General features: G+C 65.2%; 19 protein-coding genes, 7 tRNA genes and 1 pseudogene. 6 read left to right on the forward strand and 21 right to left on the reverse strand.

The genetic code is table 11. From position 1 onward, the window contains the following. The first annotated feature begins 404 nt into the window (after window positions 1–404). Entirely contained in the window at window positions 405–1,712 is a 1,308-nt protein-coding gene (gene aceA / locus ACPTTC_RS11940; RefSeq protein WP_423392598.1) for an isocitrate lyase, read from the forward strand. Window positions 1,713–1,911: 199 nt separating this feature from the next. Here the strand turns inward: aceA and ACPTTC_RS11945 are convergent, their stop codons facing one another. Together ACPTTC_RS11945 and ACPTTC_RS11950 are read right to left on the reverse strand one after the other, a co-directional pair. Continuing rightward, a complete protein-coding gene (locus ACPTTC_RS11945; protein WP_031399397.1) occupies window positions 1,912–2,346 on the reverse strand; it encodes a universal stress protein in 435 nt (144 codons plus the stop codon). Between the two features lie 159 nt (window positions 2,347–2,505). Beyond that, a complete protein-coding gene (locus ACPTTC_RS11950; RefSeq protein ID WP_226196726.1) occupies window positions 2,506–3,411 on the reverse strand; it encodes a LysR family transcriptional regulator in 906 nt (301 codons plus the stop codon). 154 nt (window positions 3,412–3,565) lie between these two features. On the opposite strand from ACPTTC_RS11950, the gene ACPTTC_RS11955 reads away from it, so the two are divergent. Both ACPTTC_RS11955 and aceB read left to right on the forward strand, forming a co-directional pair. Beyond that, a complete protein-coding gene (locus ACPTTC_RS11955) occupies window positions 3,566–4,327 on the forward strand; it encodes a haloacid dehalogenase type II (RefSeq protein WP_423392599.1) in 762 nt (253 codons plus the stop codon). A gap of 67 nt (window positions 4,328–4,394) precedes the next feature. After that, window positions 4,395–5,987 (forward strand): malate synthase A, encoded by a 1,593-nt coding sequence (gene aceB / locus ACPTTC_RS11960; RefSeq protein WP_423392600.1) that lies wholly within the window; start codon window positions 4,395–4,397, stop codon window positions 5,985–5,987. A 125-nt stretch (window positions 5,988–6,112) separates the two neighbouring features. On the opposite strand, the gene ACPTTC_RS11965 is transcribed toward aceB, so the two are convergent. Next, window positions 6,113–6,526, reverse strand: a complete 414-nt coding sequence (locus tag ACPTTC_RS11965; protein WP_423392601.1) for a gamma-glutamylcyclotransferase family protein — start codon at window positions 6,524–6,526, stop codon at window positions 6,113–6,115. A gap of 257 nt (window positions 6,527–6,783) precedes the next feature. On the opposite strand from ACPTTC_RS11965, the gene ACPTTC_RS11970 reads away from it, so the two are divergent. Beyond that, the gene (locus ACPTTC_RS11970) at window positions 6,784–7,659 is read left to right on the forward strand and encodes an AraC family transcriptional regulator (protein WP_423392602.1); all 876 of its coding nucleotides are present in this window, start codon (window positions 6,784–6,786) and stop codon (window positions 7,657–7,659) included. Between the two features lie 26 nt (window positions 7,660–7,685). Here ACPTTC_RS11970 and ACPTTC_RS11975 read toward each other — a convergent pair whose 3' ends face one another. From ACPTTC_RS11975 to gltX, 9 genes are all read right to left on the reverse strand, one after another. Then, window positions 7,686–8,150: a GNAT family N-acetyltransferase gene (locus ACPTTC_RS11975; RefSeq protein ID WP_175953419.1), complete on the reverse strand. Its 465-nt coding sequence runs from the start codon at window positions 8,148–8,150 to the stop codon at window positions 7,686–7,688. Between the two features lie 354 nt (window positions 8,151–8,504). Continuing rightward, a tRNA-Asp gene (locus tag ACPTTC_RS11980) sits at window positions 8,505–8,581 on the reverse strand. A gap of 73 nt (window positions 8,582–8,654) precedes the next feature. Then, a tRNA-Glu gene (locus ACPTTC_RS11985) sits at window positions 8,655–8,730 on the reverse strand. Window positions 8,731–8,796: 66 nt separating this feature from the next. Then, window positions 8,797–8,873: transfer RNA gene (locus ACPTTC_RS11990), tRNA-Asp, on the reverse strand. A 78-nt stretch (window positions 8,874–8,951) separates the two neighbouring features. Continuing rightward, window positions 8,952–9,027 (reverse strand) — tRNA-Glu (locus ACPTTC_RS11995). Window positions 9,028–9,090: 63 nt separating this feature from the next. Further along, window positions 9,091–9,167: transfer RNA gene (locus ACPTTC_RS12000), tRNA-Asp, on the reverse strand. 79 nt (window positions 9,168–9,246) lie between these two features. Continuing rightward, window positions 9,247–9,322 (reverse strand) — tRNA-Glu (locus tag ACPTTC_RS12005). A gap of 141 nt (window positions 9,323–9,463) precedes the next feature. Beyond that, window positions 9,464–9,539: transfer RNA gene (locus ACPTTC_RS12010), tRNA-Ala, on the reverse strand. A gap of 128 nt (window positions 9,540–9,667) precedes the next feature. Next, a complete protein-coding gene (gene gltX / locus ACPTTC_RS12015; RefSeq protein WP_423392603.1) occupies window positions 9,668–11,077 on the reverse strand; it encodes a glutamate--tRNA ligase in 1,410 nt (469 codons plus the stop codon). A 280-nt stretch (window positions 11,078–11,357) separates the two neighbouring features. Between gltX and ACPTTC_RS12020 the strand changes: the two genes are divergently transcribed. Continuing rightward, complete coding sequence (locus tag ACPTTC_RS12020) at window positions 11,358–12,284, forward strand: patatin-like phospholipase family protein (protein ID WP_175969484.1); 927 nt, start codon at window positions 11,358–11,360, stop codon at window positions 12,282–12,284. Window positions 12,285–12,421: 137 nt separating this feature from the next. On the opposite strand, the gene ACPTTC_RS12025 is transcribed toward ACPTTC_RS12020, so the two are convergent. The 6 genes from ACPTTC_RS12025 to ACPTTC_RS12050 form a co-directional block, all read right to left on the reverse strand. Further along, window positions 12,422–13,096 carry a C40 family peptidase gene (locus tag ACPTTC_RS12025; RefSeq protein WP_423392604.1) on the reverse strand — a complete coding sequence of 225 codons (675 nt, stop codon included), beginning with the start codon at window positions 13,094–13,096 and terminating at the stop codon, window positions 12,422–12,424. A gap of 128 nt (window positions 13,097–13,224) precedes the next feature. Next, window positions 13,225–14,847 carry an ABC transporter ATP-binding protein gene (locus ACPTTC_RS12030; RefSeq protein WP_423392605.1) on the reverse strand — a complete coding sequence of 541 codons (1,623 nt, stop codon included), beginning with the start codon at window positions 14,845–14,847 and terminating at the stop codon, window positions 13,225–13,227. Beyond that, the gene (locus ACPTTC_RS12035) at window positions 14,844–15,941 is read right to left on the reverse strand and encodes an ABC transporter permease (protein WP_423392606.1); all 1,098 of its coding nucleotides are present in this window, start codon (window positions 15,939–15,941) and stop codon (window positions 14,844–14,846) included. The genes ACPTTC_RS12030 and ACPTTC_RS12035 overlap by 4 nt, the downstream gene beginning before the upstream one ends. Before the next feature lie 48 nt (window positions 15,942–15,989). After that, window positions 15,990–17,033, reverse strand: coding sequence for a microcin C ABC transporter permease YejB (locus ACPTTC_RS12040; protein ID WP_423392607.1), 1,044 nt, complete (start codon window positions 17,031–17,033; stop codon window positions 15,990–15,992). Between the two features lie 50 nt (window positions 17,034–17,083). Then, window positions 17,084–18,955, reverse strand: a complete 1,872-nt coding sequence (locus tag ACPTTC_RS12045; protein ID WP_423392608.1) for an extracellular solute-binding protein — start codon at window positions 18,953–18,955, stop codon at window positions 17,084–17,086. Window positions 18,956–19,096: 141 nt separating this feature from the next. Then, a complete protein-coding gene (locus ACPTTC_RS12050; RefSeq protein ID WP_175969478.1) occupies window positions 19,097–19,456 on the reverse strand; it encodes a hypothetical protein in 360 nt (119 codons plus the stop codon). A gap of 296 nt (window positions 19,457–19,752) precedes the next feature. On the opposite strand from ACPTTC_RS12050, the pseudogene ACPTTC_RS12055 reads away from it, so the two are divergent. Beyond that, window positions 19,753–20,402 (forward strand): annotated as a pseudogene (locus tag ACPTTC_RS12055) (efflux RND transporter permease subunit); the annotation flags it as partial. 49 nt (window positions 20,403–20,451) lie between these two features. Here ACPTTC_RS12055 and cyoD read toward each other — a convergent pair. Genes cyoD through cyoB form a run of 3 tightly spaced genes read right to left on the reverse strand, consistent with a single transcriptional unit; the run spans window position 20,452 to window position 23,399 of the window. After that, a complete protein-coding gene (gene cyoD, locus ACPTTC_RS12060; RefSeq protein ID WP_011352504.1) occupies window positions 20,452–20,784 on the reverse strand; it encodes a cytochrome o ubiquinol oxidase subunit IV in 333 nt (110 codons plus the stop codon). Further along, window positions 20,785–21,393, reverse strand: a complete 609-nt coding sequence (gene cyoC, locus ACPTTC_RS12065; protein ID WP_423392609.1) for a cytochrome o ubiquinol oxidase subunit III — start codon at window positions 21,391–21,393, stop codon at window positions 20,785–20,787. Continuing rightward, the gene (gene cyoB, locus ACPTTC_RS12070) at window positions 21,393–23,399 is read right to left on the reverse strand and encodes a cytochrome o ubiquinol oxidase subunit I (protein WP_423392610.1); all 2,007 of its coding nucleotides are present in this window, start codon (window positions 23,397–23,399) and stop codon (window positions 21,393–21,395) included. The genes cyoC and cyoB overlap by 1 nt, the downstream gene beginning before the upstream one ends. Window positions 23,400–23,402: the final 3 nt, after the last annotated feature.

Raw genomic sequence — 23,402 nt, forward strand, 5'->3', positions numbered from 1 at the left:
CGGGCGGCCACCGGCCGCCCCACGGAGGGCAGACCCGCGGATAGCCGCCCTGCCCATCCAGCCAACCGGCGCATCCGCGCCGGTTTTTTTTCGTCTCGCCCTACATTTCACAATACGGAAAATTTTTTTGTGTCGTAAAAAATCATGCTGCGTGGCACAACCCGAGCGATTGCGGGATGGGAAAGAGCATTTCTTATCCCGAAATAACGATTTCAACACATTGATTTAAAACAACTAAAAATTTACGCCATCCCTCGGAAAGCCCCCTGCCCTGCCTTGGTCGATTTGCCTAGACTCTTATACAAGACATCACGAACCGGAACACACCGCTCCCGGCTTCGAGAACAGCCTCACCACCGTCAGATTCAACCCATCAGGCATCGCACCGCATCAAGGAGCTCATCATGTCGCGTCAGCAACAGGCACAGGAACTGCAAAAGCAATGGGAAACCGATCCGCGCTGGAAAGGCATCAAGCGCAGCTACTCGGCTGAGGACGTGGTCCGCCTGCGTGGTTCGATCCCGATCGAGCACACGCTTGCGAAGCGCGGCGCGGAAAAACTGTGGGGCCTCGTCAACAACGAACCGTTCGTCAACGCACTCGGCGCGCTGACCGGCAACCAGGCGATGCAGCAGGTGAAGGCCGGCCTGAAGGCCATCTACCTGTCCGGCTGGCAAGTGGCCGGCGACGCGAACGTCGCGGGCGAAATGTACCCTGACCAGTCGCTGTACCCGGCAAACTCGGTGCCGCTCGTCGTGAAGCGCATCAACAACACGCTGACGCGCGCCGACCAGATCCAGTGGTCGGAAGGCAAGAACCCGGGCGACGAAGGCTACGTCGATTTCTTCGCACCGATCGTCGCTGACGCGGAAGCCGGTTTCGGCGGCGTGCTGAACGCATTCGAACTGATGAAGGCGATGATCGAAGCCGGCGCGTCGGGCGTCCACTTCGAGGACCAGCTCGCTTCGGTGAAGAAGTGCGGCCACATGGGCGGCAAGGTGCTCGTGCCGACGCGCGAGGCCGTCGCGAAGCTGTCGGCCGCGCGCCTCGCGGCCGACGTGATGGGCACGTCGACCGTGCTGGTCGCCCGCACCGACGCGGAAGCGGCCGACCTGATCACGTCCGACATCGACGACAACGACAAGCCGTTCCTGACGGGCGAGCGCACGGTGGAAGGCTTCTTCCGCACGAAGCCGGGCATCGAACAGGCGATCTCGCGTGGTCTCGCCTACGCGCCGTACGCCGACCTGGTCTGGTGCGAAACGGGCAAACCGGATCTCGAGTACGCGAAGAAGTTCGCGGAAGCGATCCACAAGCAGTTCCCGGGCAAGCTGCTGTCGTACAACTGTTCGCCGTCGTTCAACTGGAAGAAGAACCTCGACGACGCGACGATCGCGAAGTTCCAGAAGGAACTCGGCGCGATGGGCTACAAGTTCCAGTTCATCACGCTGGCCGGCTTCCATGCGCTCAACTACTCGATGTTCAACCTCGCGCACGGCTACGCCCGCACGCAGATGAGCGCGTTCGTCGAACTGCAGCAGGCCGAGTTCGCGGCAGCGGACAAGGGCTTCACGGCGGTCAAGCACCAGCGCGAAGTCGGCACCGGCTACTTCGACGCCGTGACGCAGACGGTCGAGCGCGAAGCATCGACGACCGCGCTGCACGGCTCGACCGAAGACGAGCAGTTCTTCGACGGCAAGAAGGTCGCGTAAGCAGAAAAGCACGACGCGCCACGCGTCATGCCGATGGCCGCCCCGTCTCGCGACGGCGCGGCATCGGCCACCGAACAAAAATCAGGGAGGAGACGGCAGGCGCGCGATACCGATCGCGCGACCGGCCGCGCGGCCTGCGGGCCGCCAGCAACGACGCGCGCCGGCTCCGTCCGGCGCGCCCTTATTCCAGGGCGCCGCCCTACCGATACACGATCACCGGAATTTTCGTATGGGTCAGCACGCGCTGCGTCTCGCTGCCGATCAGCAAGCTGCCGAGCCCGCGGCGTCCGTGGGACGCCATGAAGATCACGTCGCAGCCGCCGCGTTCGGCCGCCTCGATGATGCCGAGATACGGCGACGGATGCACGCTCGTCCAGGTGTCGCAATCGACGCCGGCCGCCTTCGCGGCCGATTCGACCTCGTCGAGGTGCGCGCGCGCCTCGCGCTCGCTGCGCGCCCGGAAATCGGCGGGCGGCTCGATGATCACTTCGGAAAACGGCGAGTACGGATACTGCGGCAGGCACGCGTAGGCGGTGACCCGCGCACCGACCGCGCGCGCCAGGTCGATCGCGCCGTCGATCGCCTTCTGCGACAGTTCGGAACCGTCGGTTGGAACGAGGATGTGCCGGAACATCGCGCCCTCCTTCGTCAATTGCACTCCGCACGTCGCGATCCCGTCCGAGCCAGCCGCGACGCGTCGGACATGCCTGCTACGAGTGTAGTGCGCGAAACCGCCCAACCGGCGCCGTCAGCGGGTTCGCCCTCATATCGGAAACGCGCGGGCACGCGCGGCCTACTCGCCCCAATATCCAGGCTGTTCGTAGGTGTGCTTCAGATAATCGAGAAACAACCGCACGCGCAGCGGCAGATGCCGGCGTTGCGGAAACACCGCGTGGATACCGATCGGCGGTGCGGCGAATGCGTCGAGTACGCTGACGAGCCGGCCGGCCGCGATGTCGTCGCCGACCTCCCACCACGAGCGCCACGCGAGCCCGTGGCCTGCGAGGCACCACTCGTGCAGCACCGCGCCGTCCGAGCACTCCATCGTGCCGTTCACGCGGATCGACACGACCTTGCCGTCTTCCTGGAACGCCCAGCCGCGTTGCTGGTTCGCGTTTGCCGCGAGCGCGAGGCAGTTGTGCCGCGCCAGCTCCGCGAGCGAAGTGGGTGTGCCGCGCCGTGCGAGATACCCGGGAGAGGCGACGCACACGCGGCGATTCTCGCCGAGCTTCAGCGACACGAGCGACGAATCGGGCAGTTCGCCGAGCCGCACCGCGCAATCGAACCCCTCGTTGACGAGATCGACCATCCGGTCGGACAGGTCGAGCGTGACCGACACGTCCGGATGGCCCACGCTGAATTCGGGCACGAGCGGCGCGACGTGCCGCCGGCCGAAACCGGCCGGCGCGGAAATGCGCAGGTGGCCGCTCGCTTTGACGCCGCCGGCGGACACGCTCGCCTCCGCGTTCTGCATATCGTTGATGATGCGCTGGCAATCCTCGAGGAACGCCGAGCCCTCGAACGTCAGCGTGAGCTTGCGCGTCGTGCGCACCAGCAGCTTCACGCCGAGCCGCTCCTCGAGTGCATCGAGGCGGCGGCCGATGATCGCCGGTGCGACGCCTTCCGCGTGTGCGGCCGCCGACAGGCTGCCCTTCGCCGCGACCGCGGCAAACGTTTCGATCTGCTTGAACCGGTCCATCACTCGCAGGGGCGGCGCTGCCGCCCTTCAAATAGCTTGAATCGCTCAAGATTAGGTATATGAAAGTAAAAGATCAAGTGATGTTTAGCGTCTTTTTTAGCACATCCAATCACGAATAGAATTCACCTGACCTCTGAAACTGGAGCGCAAGGCTATGTCGGCCACAACGACACTCTCCTCTCCCGACGCAATCCTCTTCGACGCATTCGGCACGTTGTTCGACGTGCGTGCGGTCCTGGCCGCGGCGGAGCAGATGTTTCCCGGTCACGGGGAACGGTTGTCGCAGCTGTGGCGACGCAAGCAAATCGAATACTCGCAGTTGCGCACGCTCGCCGATCCTGCCGGCGCGCGCTATCGCCCGTTCCGGGACATCACGCTCGACGCGCTGCGGTTCGCCGCGCGCCGGCTCGGGCTCATGCTGAACAGCGCGGCCGAGAAACGGCTGATGGACGAATACGCCTGCCTGTCCACCTATCCCGACACGGTGCCCGCGCTGCGCAAGCTGCGCGCGCTCGATCCGCGCCCGCCGCTCGGGATCCTGTCGAACGGCACGCCGCAGATGCTCGACATCGCGATCAAGAGCGCCGGCATGTCCGGGCTGTTCGATCGCGTGCTGTCGGCCGACACCGTGCGCGCGTACAAGCCGAGCCCGGCTGCCTACGCGCTTGGCACCGACGCGTTCGGACCAAACCGGCGCAGCATCGTGTTCGTGTCGTCGAACGCATGGGACGTCGCCGGCGCCGTCTGGTTCGGCTACACGACGTTCTGGCTCAACCGCACAGGCGCGCCCGCCGAGGAGCTCGGCGCGCCGCCCGACGGCGCCGGCGCCAGCATGGCCGACCTGCTCGCATTCCTCGCCACCCCGGCTCCATCCGGCAGACCCGCAAACCGCACGCGCCCCAGCCCGGGTGCATGACGTTCGCAGCGCTGCCGCCTTCCCCCTTCACCGAAACCGCAACTGACCGACCAAGGAGATGAGACTCATGAGCACCCCGATCACGCTGCCGCAAGGCATGGCGATCACCGGCGAAATCAAGCCGGGTTACGAAGCAATCCTGACGCCCGACGCGCTCGCACTCGTCGCGGCGCTGCACCGCACGTTCGAGCCGCGCCGCCAGGCGCTGCTGCAGGCGCGCGTCGAGCGCACGAAACGCCTCGACGCGGGCGAGCGCCCCGACTTTCTGGCCGAGACGAAGGCGATCCGCGAAGGCGACTGGAAGGTCGCGCCGCTGCCGGCCGACCTGCAATGCCGCCGTGTCGAGATCACTGGCCCCGTCGAGCGCAAAATGATCATCAACGCGCTGAACTCGGGTGCCGATTCGTACATGACGGACTTCGAGGATTCGAACGCGCCGAGCTGGACGAACCAGATCGACGGCCAGATCAACCTGAAGGACGCGGTGCGCCGCACGATCTCGCTCGAGCAGAACGGCAAGTCGTACCAGCTGAACGACAAGGTCGCGACGCTGATCGTGCGTCCGCGCGGCTGGCACCTCGACGAGAAACACGTGACGGTCGACGGCCAGCGCGTGTCCGGCGGCATCTTCGATTTCGCGCTGTTCCTGTTCCACAACGCGAAGGAACTGCTCGCGCGCGGTTCGGGCCCGTACTTCTACCTGCCGAAGATGGAAAGCCATCTCGAGGCGCGCCTGTGGAACGACATCTTCGTCGCCGCGCAGGAAGCCGTCGGCGTGCCGCGCGGCACGATCCGCGCGACGGTGCTGATCGAGACGATCCTCGCCGCGTTCGAGATGGACGAAATCCTGTACGAACTGCGCGAACACAGCTCGGGCCTGAATGCCGGCCGCTGGGACTACATCTTCTCGGCCATCAAGAAGTTCAAGAACGATCGCGACTTCTGCCTCGCCGAGCGTTCGAGGATCACGATGACGGTGCCGTTCATGCGCGCGTACGCGTTGCTGCTGCTGAAGACCTGCCACAAGCGCAACGCGCCGGCGATCGGCGGGATGAGCGCGCTGATCCCGATCAAGAACGATCCGGAAGCGAATGACAAGGCGATGGGCGGCGTGCGCTCGGACAAGCAGCGCGACGCGACCGACGGCTACGACGGCGGCTGGGTGGCGCACCCGGGACTCGTGCCGATCGCGATGGAAGAGTTCGTCAAGGTGCTCGGCGACAAGCCGAACCAGATCGCGAAGCAGCGCGACGACGTGCAGGTCGAAGGCAAGAACCTGCTCGACTTCCAGCCTGAAGCGCCGATCACCGAAGCCGGCCTGCGCAATAACATCAACGTCGGCATCCACTACCTCGGCGCATGGCTCGACGGCAACGGCTGCGTGCCGATCCACAACCTGATGGAAGATGCGGCCACGGCCGAGATCTCCCGTTCGCAGGTGTGGCAATGGATCCGCTCGCCGAAGGGCGTGCTCGATGACGGCCGCAAGGTCACGGCCGAACTCGTGCGTGAATTCACGAAGGCCGAACTGGACAACGTGAAGCGGTCGGTCGGCGGCAACACGCAGCCGTACGAGCGCGCCGCGGCGATCTTCGAGCAGATGTCGACGTCGGAAGGCTTCACCGAATTCCTGACGCTGCCGCTGTACGAGGAAATCTGACGCAGCTGCCCGCCTCGATGAACGCCGGCCCTGCGTCGGCGCCGATCGCAAGCGATCGCGGCATCAAAAAAGCGCCCCTCGGGGCGCTTTTTCATTTGCGTCAGGACCGGCTGCCGCTCATCCGGTCAGACGGCTTCCCGCTCGCGCCGGTGCTGAACCCAGTCGCCCGACGCAATGCGCGGATGCCCGGCGATCGCGTGCGCGGCGACCGGATAGTAAAGGCAGGCGTACTGCCGGCCGCCGAGCTCGACGGTCACGTCTTCCGGCTTGAACAGCGAGTCGACGCCCGGATACACGCGCTCGATCTCGTCGAGCACGGGAACGAGCTGGTCGTCGACCTCGTAGACGTCGCCCCAGACGAGCGACTTGCCGGCCGACCCGGCGATCATCCCCGGATACGTACCGAAATCGTACAGTTCGCCCGGCAGCGCGGCGGCACCGAGCAGCGTCGGCGCGGCAATCCCGTGCCTGGCGGCCGCGTGGCCGATGTCGTTGGCCTCCCCGTTTCTCAAGGTGCCATAGACGAATACGTAACGCATCGTGGTTCTCCTCTTTGATTCGTATGTTGCCGTGTTCGCGCGCAATTCGAGCGAAATCGCCTGAGCATCGATAGACCACGATACCGGCCCGATGGTTCGCACCCGCAAGCGCGCCCGGCCCCCGGGCAGTCCCGAAATCGCCGGGCCCCCACACAAAGTTCATTTGGACGCGGCATGATCGCCCGACAAACCGCCGCATGCGCTTTCGCGGCGCCTTCTACAATAACGGCATCGCCGCCGCGCTGCCCGAATCGTCCATGAACCCGCCGTTCCAAGCCGACGTACCGAACCCGTACGTCATCGACATTCCGCCCGAATTCGCGCCGACCGCCGTCCATCCGATGCGCGTACGCGCAAGGCAGGTCAATACCGGGCACCGCATCCCGCTGCATACGCATGCGTGGGCGCAGCTCGCGTACGCATCGCGCGGTGTGCTGCGCATCGCGACGACCGGCACGACATGGATGGTGCCGCCGTCCCGCGCGATCTGGATACCGCCGCGCGTGACGCACGAGGTCGTGATCGTCGAAGAGGCATATTTGCGCACGCTGTATATCGACGAGTCGATCGTGCCGGGCGGGCTCGACGCGTGCCGCGTCGTGGAAGTGACGGGGCTCCTGCGCGAACTGATCGTCGCGCTCGATGCACGCGACCTGAGCGCCACGCGCGAACGCCTGCTGTGCGGGCTCGTGCTGGACGAGTTGAGCCACGCCGAACCGCTGCCGCTCGCGGTGCCGATGCCCGACGAAAAAAGGCTGCGCATGCTGTGCGAATCGGTCCTCGCACATCCGGCGCACGCGGAGTCGCTCGAGCATTGGGCCGGCGAAGTCGGCGCCAGCACACGCACGATTTCGCGGCTCTTCAAGCAGGAGCTGGGGGTGAGCTTTTCGCAGTGGCGCCAGCAGGCGCTGCTGGCGCGGGCCATTCCGCTGCTGAACCAGGGGCGCCCGCTGTCGCATATCGCGCGCGAACTCGGCTACCAGAGCCAGAGCGCCTTTTCGGCGATGTTTCGGCGCGCATTCGGCGAAAGCCCACGCGCATTCATGCTGCGCGGCTACGAGCACCGCGGCTCGGAAGGCAGCCTCGCGGACGATGAAACCCCGGACGACGATGCGATCGACGCTGTCCGCTGAATATCTGGCTCCGGGTCGTCAGGTCTTCAGACTGGCCTCACCATGTGGCGGATCGAGCCAAGTTGCGCGAGCCGCGACCCGGCAACCTGATAGCCCATGCGCAAGTAGAGACGCGCGGCTGGATTGTCGACGAACACGCGCAGTTGCAGTTCGTGCAGCCCGCGCGCACGTGCCCAGCGGTGCGACATGTCGAGCAGGTAGGTGCCGGCGCCCTGTCCACGATGGCCGGCCGCGATCTGTACGTCGCGGATGTGCAGCGAGTCGTCCTCCTCGGTCACGCGCAGCACGCCGATGCGCTCGCCGTCGGCCTCGAGGATGAAGTTTTCGGATTCGCGCCAGCTCGCGTAGAACAGGTCGCTGCGCCACACGAGCCCATGGCGCTTGTAATAGCCGCCCATGTTGCCGTGCGTCAGCGCTTCGGCAAACGGAAAATCGCCGGCCTCCGCGGGCCGGAGCTGATACAGGAGTCGCAGGTCGGTCGGATCGAGCATCGCACAGGGGTCAAGAACGCATGCCGCCACGATAGCGCAGTCGCGTGCGGATGCAATCGCGGATTTCTCGTAGCGGCCAGATGCCGGATGACCGGAGGTTACGCGCCCGCCAGCGGGCGCAACTGGAAACGAAAATGAAGAAGCCCGCACAAGGCAGGCTTCTTCATTTTTTGGCGGAGCGGACGGGACTCGCCTACATCCCGCAGGCCGCGGATGCGCGTGCACGCGCATCCCTTCGAGTCCCGCCGGAAGCCGCGCAGGCGGCTTCCTCCACTCCACAGCCACGCGCCCGCCAGCGGGCGCAACCGGAAACGCAAATGAAAAAGCCCGCACAAGGCGGGCTTCTTCATTTTTTGGCGGAGCGGACGGGACTCGAACCCGCGACCCCCGGCGTGACAGGCCGGTATTCTAACCGACTGAACTACCGCTCCAGTCTTGCTGCTTGCCTGGCAGGCGTCGGTTGCTTCCTGCCGGCGCATCGTTTGTTCGAACGACGCCGAAATCTGGCGTCCCCTAGGGGATTCGAACCCCTGTACTCACCGTGAAAGGGTGATGTCCTAGGCCTCTAGACGAAGGGGACAACGTACTGCCTACATCCTTAATGCAAAAGCCCGTTCAAAAAACGTTCTTTGAACGGGCTTCGTTCTGGCGGAGCGGACGGGGCTCGAACCCGCGACCCCCGGCGTGACAGGCCGGTATTCTAACCAACTGAACTACCGCTCCAGCTTTCCTACTCCCACCTGCAGGACATCGTCACGTTCCTGCAGGTGATGCGACACTTCTACGAAACGCCGCTGAATCTGGCGTCCCCTAGGGGATTCGAACCCCTGTACTCACCGTGAAAGGGTGATGTCCTAGGCCTCTAGACGAAGGGGACAACGTACTGCCTACATCCTTAATACAAAAGCCCGCTCAAAGACGTCTTGAACGGGCTTCGTTCTGGCGGAGCGGACGGGACTCGAACCCGCGACCCCCGGCGTGACAGGCCGGTATTCTAACCGACTGAACTACCGCTCCAGCTTTCTTACCCTCACCCGCAGGACGTCGGTTACGTTCCTGCAAGCGTTGCGACACTTCTATGAAACGCCGCTGAATCTGGCGTCCCCTAGGGGATTCGAACCCCTGTACTCACCGTGAAAGGGTGATGTCCTAGGCCTCTAGACGAAGGGGACAAAATCTTTTCAGATCTGTCTGACTTTCGCTATTCACTTTTCAGTCAACAGCGAAGGCCGAAATTCTAACTGCTTTGAATCATTTTGTGAAGCATTTATTACTACCACTGCTGCTTCGCAAATCAACTCAGCTTGTTCTGATGGTGGAGGTAAGCGGGATCGAACCGCTGACCTCTTGCATGCCATGCAAGCGCTCTCCCAGCTGAGCTATACCCCCTTGCAGAACAGAAATGAGATTATATGGAGCTACTTTGAACTTGTAAATACCCTTTTTGCGATTCGAGCGAAATTTTTTGCGAAGCTGCCGCGATGTCACGCACGGGCAGCCTCACTCGCCCTCGAGCCTCAGGCCAGCGCGGCCTCGATGCGCGACACCACGACATCGCGACCGAACAGCACGAGCACCGCATCGATCGACGGCGTGTGCGTCGTACCCGCCACCAGCAGACGCACCGGCATCGCGAGTTGCGGCATCTTCAGCTTGTGCGTGCCGAGCGTCGCCTTCAGCGCGGCGGACACGGCCTCCTTCGTCCAGTCGGCCGCCTTCAGCGCAACGACGAGATCGGCCAGCGCCGGACGCACCGCATCGGTCACGTGCTGCGCAAGCGCATCGGCTTCCGGCGCCGGCACACGGTAGAACATCGCGGCGCCTTCCGCGATCTCCTTGACCGTCGTCGCGCGATCCTTCATCAGCCCGACCACCGCTTCGAGCGCGGGGCCCGTCGCGATCGCCGCATCATCGATGCCGAGGGCGGCGAGGAACGGCTTCGCCAGCTCGGCGAGGCGTGCGTTGTCCGCTTCCTTGATGTAATGCGCGTTCAGCCAGCTCAGCTTGCTGTGGTCATACTGCGCGGGCGACTTGCCCAGATGCTCGAGATCGAACCATTCGACGAACTGCTCGCGCGAGAAGATCTCGGCGTCGCCGTGCGACCAGCCGAGGCGCGCGAGATAGTTGACGACGGCTTCAGGCAGGAAGCCCGCGTCGCGGTACGCCATCACGCTCATCGCGCCATGCCGCTTGCTCATCTTCTCGCCCTGCTCGTTCAGCACGGTCGGCAGGTGCGCATAGACGGGCGGCTCGCCGCCGAGCGCGTTCAGGATGTTGATCTGGCGCGGCGTGTTGTTCACGTGATCGTCGCCACGAATCACGTGCGTGATGCCCATGTCCATGTCGTCCACCACCACGCAGAAGTTGTAGATCGGCGTGCCGTCCGGGCGCGCGATCACCAGGTCGTCGAGTTCCTCGTTCGATATCTCGACACGCCCCTTCACGGCGTCGTCCCACACAACCGTGCCCGTCAGCGGATTGCGGAAGCGCAGCACCGGCTTCACGCCAGCCGGCGGCTCCGGCAACACCTTGCCGGGCTCCGGACGCCACGTGCCGTCATAGCGCGGCTTCAGGCCCGCCTCGCGCTGGCGTTCGCGCAGCGCGTCGAGTTCCTCGGCCGACATGTAGCACGGGTACGCGAGCCCCTTCTCCAGCATCTGCGCGAGCACCTCGCGATAGCGGTCCATCCGCTGCATCTGGTAAATCGGGCCTTCGTCGAAATCCAGGCCGAGCCACTGCATCCCTTCAAGGATCGCATCGACCGCTTCCTGCGACGAGCGCTCGACGTCGGTATCCTCGATGCGCAACACGAACGTGCCCTTCATCTTGCGAGCGAACGCCCACGGATAGAGCGCGGAGCGGATGTTGCCGAGGTGGATGAAGCCGGTGGGACTCGGCGCGAAGCGGGTACGGACAGGACGGGTCATAAACGGTAACTCGAACGCCTGGGGCGCATGAATGATTCGACGCGGGATCGACGGCGGCAGCCCGGACAGCAACGGGGCCGGCGACGCCCGGAACGGGAAAGAAGCCGGAATTATACTCGTGCCGGACTGCGCGCCAAGCGCGCCGCTTGCTTTATGATGTGCGCGCCGCGGCCGCCAGCCGGCGCGGCACCGGCCGCCCGGAACCTGCCGCGCGGCCGCTCGGAACCTATCGCCGCCGCGGGCCGTGTAACCCGCCGCCAAGCCGCCGGAGAACCATTCGATGTCGTCCCCTCGCCTGTCGCGCCGCCACTTCACGATCGCCGCCGCGTCCGCCAGCCTCGCCGCCTGCACGTCGTTCGGCGACAAATCCCGCCCGGACAATGCGTCCGGCGCCACGCAGTCGCACGAGAAGCCGGTGAAGATCGGCATCGCGCTCGGCGGCGGCGCCGCGCGCGGCTTCTCGCACATTGGCGTGCTGAAGGCCCTCGAGGCCCGCGGCATCCCGGTCGAAATCGTCGCGGGCACGAGCGCGGGCTCGGTGGTCGGCGCACTCTACGCGTCGGGCATGAGCGCACTGCAGATCAACAAGATCGCGCTCGACATGGACCAGGCGGCGATCAGCGACTGGGCGCTGCCGTTCCGCTCGCGCGGGCTGCTGCAAGGCGTCGCGCTGCAGAACTTCCTGAACAAGACGCTCAACAACCGGCCGATCGAGAAGATGGCGAAGCCGCTCGGCATCGTCGCAACCGATCTGCAGAGCGGTCAGCCGATCCTGTTCCAGCAAGGCAATACGGGACTCGCGGTGCGCGCGTCGTGCAGCGTGCCGTCCGTGTTCGAACCGGTGAAGATCGGCAACCGCGAGTATGTCGACGGCGGCCTCGTGAGCCCGGTGCCCGCGTCGTATGCACGCAAGATGGGCGCGAGCTTCGTGATCGCGGTCGACATCTCGGCCCGGCCGGACGGCGCGGCAACCAACAACCCGATCGAGATGCTGCTGCAGACTTTCACGATCATGGGCCAGACCATCAAGACCTACGAGCTCGACAAGTACGCGGACGTCGTCATCCGCCCGAACCTCAACGCGATGGGGGGCAGCGACTTCAACCAGCGCAACGCGGCAATCCTCGCGGGCGAGGAAGCCGTCGCGCGCATCATGCCCGAACTGCAGCGCAAGCTCGCGGCAGCGCGCGGCGTGGCCGCCGCGTAAGCACGCGATGCGCGCGCCGCCGGCCCGCCAACGGCGGAACGGCTTTCCACTCGCCGCTTGCACCGCCCCAAAACAAAAAACCCTGCCGCCTTTCGGTGACAGGGTTTTTTCGATCCGGCCGGACCGGCCGTCGAACGTCAGTTGTTGCCGTTCGCCGAATCGTCGCCGATCGTCGCGCGCACGCGCTGACGCAGGTCTTCCGGCTTCATCGGAAACTCGGATTCGATCCGGCGCGCGCCGGTGAAACGCTTTTCCCAGTAGCCGCTGTCGAGATCGTCGACGCGGATGGTGCTGCCCGTCGACGGCGAGTGCACGAACTTGTTGTCGCCGATGTAGATGCCGACGTGCGAGAACGTGCGGCGCATCGTGTTGAAGAACACGAGGTCGCCCGGCTTGAGGTTGCTCATGCTCACCTTCTCGCCAACGCGGCTCATCTCTTCCGCACGGCGCGGCAGCGACATGCCGAGCGTGTCCTGGAACACGTAGCGCACGAAGCCGCTGCAATCGAGGCCCGAATCCGGCGAGTTGCCGCCCCAGCGATACCGCACGCCGATCATGTTCAGCGCGCCGACGACCACGTCGCCAGCCTTGCCGGCCATGCCGGCGAGGAACGACTTCGCGCCGCCGCTCGACGGCTGTGCGCTGGTCTGCTGGAGGGAGGAATTCGACGTGTTCTGCGTCGAATTCGTGACATTTTGGTTAAAGCTGCTGACTTCGTCGGCGAACACGCCGGGAGCTGCTGCAAACAGGGCGCCGATGAACAGCCCGGCGATGGTGCGCGCGCATGCCTGGGTCAGGGATCGATGCTGCATTGGTCGATGGAATGTGCTTAAAAATCAGCTGATTGGCGGAAAATTTCGGTCGATACTAGCCAGCGCGTAATCGTTTGTCAAAACAAATTAATAAATACAATCGAGATGGTCAGACCATTGGCGGCCTATCACGCTTTCCAGACCGCTTTCAACAGCTTTTGTGTGTAAGGATGTGACGGCCGGGTGAAGATGTCGGCCACCTCTCCGGACTCGACGACGGCGCCGTCCTGCATCACCGCGACACGGTGAGCCATCGCCCCGATCACCTCCAGGTCGTGGCTGATGAATACGTAGCCGAGGTTGTATTTCTGTTGCAAATTCGCGAGCAGTTTCAGCACCTGCTGCTGGATCGACACGTCGAGCGCCGACGTCGGCTCGTCGAGGATCAGGATGCGCGGCTCCAGCACCAGCGCCCGCGCGATCGCGATCCGCTGGCGCTGGCCGCCCGAGAATTCGTGCGGATAACGGTGCAGCACCGTGCGGTCGAGGCCGACTTCGCGCAGCACCGCGAGCGACTTCGCGCGGCGCGCATCGGGCGTCATGTCCGGGCGATGCAGCTCGAGCCCCTCGCCGACGATCCGCTCGATCGTGTGGCGAGGCGAAAGCGAACTGAATGGATCCTGAAAGACCACCTGCATGTTCGAGCGCAGCGCGGTTTGCTCGCGGCCGCGATAGGTCGACAGTGCGCGCCCCTGGAATTCGATCGTGCCGCCGGCCGTCTTTTGCAGCCCGAGCAGCGCCATCGCGAGCGTCGACTTTCCCGACCCCGATTCGCCGACGATGCCGAGCGTCTCGCCCTGCCGCACCGACACCGACACGTCCGCGACGGCCGTCACCGGCACCGAGCCGAACCAGCCCGCGATGCCCGGCCGCTTGCGCGCGAACTGCACGCTCACGTGGTGCGCGTCGAGCACGACGGGCGCGATCGGCATCACCGGCGTGACCGCGCGGTGCGGCCGGCTGTTCAGCAGCCGCTGCGTATACGGATGCTCGGGTTGCGCGAAGATCCGCTCGACGGACCCGCTCTCGACGAGCCGGCCGTGCTCCATCACCGCGACGCGATCCGCGAAGTGCCGCACGAGATTCAGGTCGTGCGTGATCAGCAGGATCGCCATCCCGCGCTTTTCCGCTTCCTCGCGCTGCAGCTCCAGCAGCAGCTCGACGATCTGCGCGCGGATCGTCACGTCGAGCGCGGTGGTCGGCTCGTCGGCCAGCAGCAGGCGCGGCCGGCAGGCGAGCGCCATCGCGATCATCGCGCGCTGCCGCTGGCCGCCCGACAACTGGTGCGGATAACTGTCGACGCGCCTCTCCGGCTCCGCGATGCCCGTGCGTGCGAGCAGCGCAATCGCACGCTTGCGCGCCTCGACGGCCGATACGCCGTCGTGCAGCACGATCGTCTCGCCGATCTGCACGCCGATCGTATACAGCGGGTTGAGCGCGGTCATCGGTTCCTGGAAGATCATCGCGATGTCCGAGCCGCGCAGCCCGCGCATCTCGCGCTCGCTCTTGGCCGCCAGGTCCTGCCCCGCGAAGCGGATCGCGCCGCTCACGTCGGCGTCGCGCAGCAGCCGCAGGATCGACAGCGCGGTCACGCTCTTGCCCGAACCCGACTCGCCGACCAGTGCGACGCGCTCGCCGCGGCCGATCGCGAGCGTCACGTCGTCCACCGCGACCGTGTCGCCAAAACGTACATGCAGATGCTCGAGCGCCAGCAGCGGCTCTTGCTGCGTCGATACGACCGGTTCGCTCATCGCTGGCCTCCCGCCGCGCGCACCGAATCGGCGATCCGAGTGTCGAGTGCATTGCGCAGCGCGTCCCCCATGAAGGTCAGCAGCAGCAGCGTCGCAACCAGCACGCCGAACGTCGACAGCGAGATCCACCATGCGTCGAGGTTGCCCTTGCCCTGCGCGAGCAGTTCGCCGAGGCTCGGGGTCGGCGGCGGCACGCCGAGCCCGAGGAAATCGAGGCTCGTGAGCGCGAGGATCGAACCGCTCATCCGGAACGGCAGGAACGTGATCACCGGCGTGAGACTGTTCGGCAGCACGTGGCGCCAGATGATCTGCCAGTTCGTGAGGCCCATCGCGCGCGCGGCGCGCACGTAGTCCTGCGTACGGTTGCGCAGGAATTCCGCACGCACGTAGTCGGCGAGCCCGATCCAGCCGAACAGCGACAGCAGCACGATCAGCAGCAGGAAGCTCGGCTCGAAGATCGACGCGAAGATGATCAGCAGGTACAGCTCGGGCAGCGAGCTCCAGATCTCGATCAGCCGCTGCCCGACGATGTCGATGCGTCCGCCGAAGAAGCCCTGCACGGCGCCGGCGGCGATCCCGAGCAGCGTGCCGACCACGGTCAGGATCAGGCCGAACTCGACCGACACGCGGAACCCATACACGAGCCGCGCAAGCAGGTCGCGCCCCTGATCATCGGTGCCCAGCCAGTTCACGCGCGACGGCGGTGCAGGGTTCGGCACGTTCGAGAAGTAGTTCAGCGTGTCGTAGTAGTAACGGTTCGGCGGGTAGACGACGAAGTTGCCGGGCGCCTCGAGCCGTTTGCGCACATACGGATCGAGATAGTCGGCCGGCGTCGGGAAATCGCCGCCGAAAGTCGTCTCCGGATACGCATGGAACATCGGGAAATAGGTCTGGCCGTCGTAACGCACGACGAGCGGCTTGTCGTTCGACCACAGCGGCGCCGCGAGACTGGCGGCGAACGCAATCACGAAGATCACAAAACTCCAGTAGCCGAGCCGCTGTTGCCGGAAGCGCTGCCAGACGCGGCGCATGGGTGACGGCGACACGCGGGCGCGCGCCGCGTCGATGCGGGACGATGCGACGGCCCGGCTCATCGCGCACCTCGCCCGGAGACGCCGGGCATGGGAACGGTCGGTTTCATGTCAGCGCTCCAGGTTGCCGAATTGAATGCGCGGGTCGACCCACACGTAGCAGAGATCGGAGATCAGCTTGGTCGCAAGACCGATCAGCGTGAACACGTACAGCGTACCGAGCACGACCGGATAGTCGCGCCGTACGACCGATTCGTACGACAGCAGCCCGAGGCCGTCGAGCGAAAACAGCTTCTCGATCAGCAGGCTGCCCGTGAAGAACGCGCCGATGAACGCAGCCGGGAAGCCGACGATCAGCGGCAGCATCGCGTTGCGGAACACGTGCTTCCACAGCACGTTGCGCTCGGAGAGCCCCTTCGCGCGCGCGGTCAGCACGTATTGCCGGCGGATCTGGTCGAGGAACGCATTCTTCGTGAGCATCGTGACGACCGCGAAGCTGCCGACGACCGAGGCCGTGATCGGCAGCGTGATGTGCCACAGGTAGTCGAGCACCTTGCCCACGAGCGACAGCTGCGCGAAGTTGTCCGACGTGAGCCCGCGCAGCGGGAACAGCTGCCAGAACGAGCCGCCGCCGAACAGAACGAGCAGCAGCACGCCGAGCACGAAGCCCGGAATCGCATAGCCGACGAGCACGACGAGGCTCGTCGCGACATCGAACGGCGAACCGTTACGCACCGCCTTCGCAATGCCGAGCGGCACCGATATGAGGTACGTGAGGAAGAACGTCCACAGCCCGATGCTGATCGACACGGGCAGCTTCTGCACGACCAGCGACCACACGCTCTGGTGGCGAAAGTAGCTGTCGCCGAGATCGAAGCGCGCGAAGCGCTTCAGCATCAGCCAGTAGCGTTCGAGCGGCGGTTTGTCGAAACCGTACAGCGCCTTGAGCTGCGCGAGCTGCTGCGCGTCGACGCCGGTGTGCGCACGCATCCCGAACGGCACCGCACCCTGCTCCGTCGCGCCCTTGCGCAATTCCTGCACGGCCTGTTCGACGGGGCCGCCCGGCACGAACTGGATCACCGCGAACGTGAGGGTCAGCACGCCGATGAGCGTCGGGATCATCAGCAGCAGGCGTTTGAGGATGTAGCTCCACATGGGCGTCGACTCGCGATCGGTAAGCGGGATTGGACTCGGGGCGGCGTGGCTCAGTGATCGGGCTTCGCCCACCAGGTCGACACGACCCAGCCCTCGGCCGAATAGTACAGCGGCAGCGTCTGCGGATAGGCAAGCGTGCGCTTGTACGCGATCCGGTGCGTCGTGCTGTACCACTGCGGGACCGCGTAGTAGCCGTGCATCAGCACGCGGTCGAGCGCGTGGGTCGCGTCGAGCAGGTCTTCGCGCGTCTGCGCGGTACCCAGCGAGTGGAGCAACGCATCGACGGCCGGCGACTTCAGCCCGATGAAGTTGTCGGAGCCCGGCTCGTCGGCGAACTTGCTCGCGTAACGCGAGTATTGCTCGGCCCCCGGAACCTGCACGCCCGGCAAGCGGATCGTCGTCATGTCGTAGTCGAACGCGTCCAGACGCTTTTGCAGCAGCGCGAAATCGGCCGTACGAAAACGTGCGTCGATGCCGAGCTTCGCCAGATTGCGCTGGTAGGCCGCCACGATCCCTTCCATCGCCGCGCCCGAATCGTCGAGGATCTCGAACGTGAACGGCTCGCCCTTCGCGTTGCGCAGCGCGCCGTCGCGATAGGTCCAGCCGGCCTGCGCGAGCAGCGCGCGCGCCTTCAGCAGGTTCGCGCGCAGCGAGCCCGGCGGGTTCGTGTTCGGCTGCGTGACCATCGGGCCGAACACGGCCGGGTCGAGCTGCGCGCGCAGCGGCTCCAGCAGCCTCAGCTCGCCGGGGCCGGGCGTGCCGGTCGCCTGCAGGTCGGTGTCGGCGAAGTAGCTGTCCAGACGCGTGTAGGCGCTGTAGAACAACTGGCGGTTCAGCCATTCGAAGTCGAACGCCAGGTCGAGCGCCTGGCGCACGCGCACGTCGCGAAACAGCGGCCGGCGCAGGTTCATGAAGAAGCCCTGCATGCCGGCGCCGTTGTGCTGGCGGAATTCGCGCTTGACGAGCTCGCCGTTGTCGAAACGCTTGCCGACGTCGCGGCGCGTCCAGTTGCGCGCGATGTACTCGACGAGCACGTCGTATTCGCCGGCCTTGAACGCCTCGAGCCGCGCGACGCCGTCGCCATACAACTTGTACACGATCCGCTCGAAGTTGTTGGTGCCCACCCGCACCGGCAGATCGGCGCCCCAATACGCCGGGTTGCGCCGGTAAGTAATGGTGCGGCCGTTGTCGTAGCGCTCGATCAGGTACGGGCCGCTGCCGATCGGCTGCTCGAACGCGAGCTGGTCGAACGGGATGCGCGAGCCGTCCGCGCGCAATCCCCACTTGCGCGAGAACACCGGCACGCCGCCGGCGATCAGCGGCAATTCACGGTTCGCGCTGCGGAACTCGAAGCGCACGGTGGCCGGATCGACGACCACGGCCTTCGCGATCTCCGCGAAATACGCGCCGAACTGCGGCGCGGCCTGCTTGCTTTTCAGCGTGTCGAACGAGAACTTGACGTCGTCGGCGGTGACGCGGTCGCCGTTCGAGAAGCGCGCGCGCGGATTCAGGTGGAACGTGACCGAACGGCGGTCCGGCGCGATGTCGATGTCGTCGGCGAGCAGCCCGTACGCGGATGCCGGCTCATCCGAGCTGCCGGTCGCGAGGCTCTCGAACAGCATGTCGATGCCCGGCGCGGGATTGCCGCGCATCGTGAACGGGTTGAACTTGTCGAACGACGTCAGCCGGTTCGGGTTCGCGAGCACCAGCGTGCCGCGCTTCGGCGCGTCGGGGTTGACGTAGTCAAAATGCTTGAAGCCCGGCGGATACTTCGGCTCGCCGTACTGCGCGATGGCGTAGGCCGCGTGCGCAGCGGTCGCGGCCAACGCCGCCTGCAACGCGAACACCACGGCCGTGCGGCCTGCAACCCGTATGGCACGGCGGGCACGCGCGACGGCGGCCCGGGGCGAACCCTTCGTCATAGAGGCCCTGTCGGTCGAATGAGGGTAGTAACGAGGGACGATTCTACCCATTCAAGCCTGCGAGCCAAAAGAAAACCGCCACGCGGGCGGTTTCTCCACGAGCGGATCGGGGGCGCGCATCAGGCGGGCGCCCCCTGCCGATCAGTGCCAACCGTTGTGGCGGCCGTTGTCCCAGTGGCCACGATCGCCGCCCCAGCCGCGACCGTGACGGCGGTACCACTCGTCACGGCCCCAGTAGCGACGGCCGTCCCAGTAGCGGTCGCCATGCCAGCCGATCACGATGGCCGGCGCCGGCGCGTAGACAGGGGCCGGCGCGTAGACCGGCGCAGGCTGATAGACGACCGGCGGCGGAGGCGGCGGCGCATACACGGGTGCGGGCGCGACGTAGACTGGCGCCGGAACGCCGAGATTGATCCCGACATTGACTCCCGCCATTGCTGCGCCCGACACGAGCAAGGCCGTCATACCGGTCAAGAGCGAGGCAACACGCAAGGTCTTCATGGATTCCTCTTCTGGTTGTGTCATGTGTGATTCGACTATAACGGCAAGCGCCGTCTCCGCATATTTCCACTTTGTAAGAACTGATGCGCGGCGTCGCAACGGGAAGCCCGCGCTAACGTCTTGTAACAATCGGCGCCCGCCCTGCCCGTCGCGCCCCGTTCCTAAAACATCCCTCATCCTGCCCCGCGCCCCGCGTCAAGCGGCGCCACGCACACTGCGCGAGCCGAACCGGGCTCCCGCCGCGCTTCGGCAATTCGCTGACAGGCCGGCGCCCCGCGCCGGCGCAGACCTCGCCGATGCTGAAACTCGTCCGACTCGCGCTCGCGCGCCCCTACACGTTCATCGTGCTCGCACTACTGATCCTGATGGCAGGCCCGCTCGCGGCACTGCGCACGCCGACCGACATCTTCCCCGACATCCGGATTCCGGTCATCAGCGTCGTGTGGAATGACGCGGGCCTGCAGCCGGCCGACATGGCCGGGCGCATCGTCACCTACTACGAGCGCACGCTCGGCACGCCGGTCAACGACGTTGCGCACATCGAGTCGCAGTCGTTCCGCAGCTTCGGGATCGTCAAGATCTTCTTCCAGCCGAGCGTCGACATCCGCACCGCGACCGCGCAGGTCACGTCGATCTCGCAGACCGTGCTCAAGCAGATGACGCCGGGCACCACGCCGCCGCAGGTCCTCAACGACAACGCATCGACCGTGCCCTTACTGCAGCTGGCGCTGACGAGCGACACTCTGAACGAACAGCAGCTCGGCGACTACGCGACCAACGTGATCCGGCCTCAGCTGCTGTCCGTCGCGTGAACGGGGCGGTGATCTTCATGCGCGGCATCGCGCACGTACGCGACGGTTATCCGCCGCAAGGCAACATCGTGCGCGTCGACGGCCGTCGCGCGGTGCCGATGAAAAACAAAAAGGCGGCACTTGCGTGCCGCCTTTTTGTTGCATGAAAGCGCATGGATACCGACCGCTGCGCCGCGATGCCGCTCAGCGCGACATCATGTTCATGCTGACGTTGTGCATCACCCACAGCGTGCCGACGATCAGGATCGCCGCGGTCAGCACCGTGTAGCTGAACGCCATCACGTTCCAGCGCTGTCCCGACGAGCCGTTCATGTGCAGGAAGTACACGAGGTGCACGACGATCTGTACGAACGCGAGCACGGCAAGCGCGATCAGCGACGCGTGCGGCGACAGCACGCCGCCCATCACGAGGCCGAACGACGCGGCCGTGAGCAGCACCGACAGGATGAAACCGGCGACGTAGCCGCCGACACTGCCGTGCCCTTCTTCGAGTTGAGACGAATGCGAATGGGCCATTTAGATCACGCTCGCGAGATAGACAAAGGAAAACACGCAGATCCACACGATGTCGAGGAAGTGCCAAAAGAGGCTCAGGCACGTCAGGCGTCGCAGGTCGCGATCGGTCAGGTCGCCGCCGCGCAACACGATCTGCCCGGCGAGCACGATCATCCACAGCAGGCCGGCCGTTACGTGCAACCCGTGCGTGCCGACCAGCGTGAAGAACGCGGACAGGAACGCGCTGCGCTGCGGACCCGCGCCTTCCGCGATCAGGTGCGAGAACTCGCGCAGTTCCATCGCGAGAAACGCCGCGCCGAGCACAAACGTCACCGCGAGCCATGCGAGCAGCGCACCGCGCCGCTGCTTGTACGCGGCGAGCATCGCGAAACCGTAGGTGATGCTCGACAGCAGCAGCGCGGCGGTTTCCACCGCGACGCCCGGAATGTCGAACAGGTCTTTCGCGGTCGGCCCGCCCGCATACTGCTGGCCGAGCACCGCGAACGTCGCGAACAGCGCCGCAAAGATCACGCAGTCGGTCATCAGGTACAGCCAGAACCCGAACACCGAATGCGACGGCGGATGGTCGTCGTGCTCGAGCAGGGTTGCGCTCAAGGTTTTCTGCAACATCAGTTGGCCTCCAGTTCCACGTCGTCGACGCGCGCGGCCACGCGCTTCGTCGGCTGCTTGTCTTCGATCTTCCGCACCGTCGACGCGGGGATGTAATAGCCGTCGTTATCGCGCGAGCTGTAGATCACGAGCGTCGCGACGATCCCGACGAGCCCGCCGATCGCCATCCACCAGATGTGCCACACCAGCGCGAAGCCGAGCACCAGGCTGAAGATCGCCACCACGAGGCCCGCACAGGTGTTCGACGGCATGTGGATGTCGCGAATCGCGGCCGGGTTCGGCCGGCCTTCGCCGCGTGCCTTCATGTCCGCATACGCGTCGAGCGTGCGCACCTGCGGGATCAGCGCGAAGTTGTAGTCGGCCGGCGGCGACGAGGTCGCCCACTCCAGCGTGCGGCCGCCCCACGGATCACCCGTTGTATCGCGGTACTCGGGCAGGTTGCGGTTGCGGATGCTGACCACCAGTTGCAGCAGCTGGCACGCAATGCCGATCGCGATCAGCACCGCGCCGAACGCGGCGACCAGCAGCCACGGATGCCACGCCGGGTTGTCGTAGTGGTTGATCCGGCGCGTCATGCCCATGAAGCCGAGCACGTAGAGCGGCACGAATGCAACGTAGAACCCGATCTGCCAGAACCAGAACGCCGCCTTGCCGAGCTTCTCGTTCAGCTTGAAGCCGAACGCCTTCGGGAACCAGTAGTTGAAGCCTGCAAGATAGCCGAACAGCACGCCGCCGATGATCACGTTGTGGAAGTGCGCGATCAGGAACAGGCTGTTGTGCAGCACGAAGTCCGCACCGGGAATCGCCATCATCACGCCTGTCATGCCGCCGAGCGTGAACGTGACCATGAAGCCGATCGTCCACAGCACGGGAGTCGTGAATTCGATCCGGCCGCGGTACATCGTGAACAGCCAGTTGAACACCTTCACGCCGGTCGGGATCGCGATGATCATCGTCATGATGCCGAAGAACGCATTCACGTTCGCACCCGAGCCCATCGTGAAGAAGTGGTGCAGCCAGACGAGGAACGACAGCACCATGATCGCGCAGGTCGCGTACACCATCGTCTTGTAGCCGAACAGCGGCTTCCTCGCGAACGTCGCGATGACTTCCGAGAAGATACCGAACGCCGGCAGGATCAGGATGTACACCTCGGGGTGCCCCCATGCCCAGATCAGGTTCAGGTACAGCATCGCGTTTCCGCCGGCTTCGTTCGTGAAGAAGTGCATGCCGAGGTAACGGTCGAGGCCGAGCAGCGCGAGCGTCGCGGTCAGGATCGGGAACGACGCCATGATCAGCACGTTCGTGCAGAGCGCCGTCCACGTGAACACCGGCATCTTCATCAGCGTCATGCCCGGTGCGCGCATCTTGATGATCGTCACGAAGAAGTTCACGCCGGTCAGCAGCGTGCCGACGCCCGAGATCTGCAGCGCCCACAGGTAGTAGTCGACCCCTACCCCCGGACTGAATTGCAACTCCGACAGCGGCGGATACGCGAGCCAGCCCGTCTGTGCGAATTCGCCGATCACGAGCGAGATGTTGATCAGGATCGCGCTGACGGCCGTCATCCAGAACGAGAGCGAGTTGATGAACGGGAATGCGACGTCGCGCGCACCGATCTGCAGCGGCACGACCAGGTTCATCAGGCCGACCATGAACACCATCGCCATGAAGAAGATCATGATCACGCCGTGTGCCGTGAAGACCTGGTCATAGTGGTGCGGCGGCAGGTAGCCGGGCCCGTTGTACGCGAGCGCGAGCTGCATGCGCATCATGATCGCGTCGGCGAAGCCGCGCAGCAGCATGATCAGCGCGACGATGATGTACATCACGCCGAGTTTCTTGTGGTCGACCGTGGTCAGCCATTGCGTCCACAGCCATTTCCACTGGCCGGTGATCGTCAGCGCGGCGAGAATGCCCAGCACGACCAGCCCCATGAAGGCACCGGCTCCCATGATGATGGGCTGGTCGAACGGGATCGCCGAGAGTGTGAGTTTGCCGAACATGCG

The organism is Burkholderia mycopellens (assembly GCF_964265025.1).
Classification (GTDB): Bacteria; Pseudomonadota; Gammaproteobacteria; order Burkholderiales; family Burkholderiaceae; genus Burkholderia.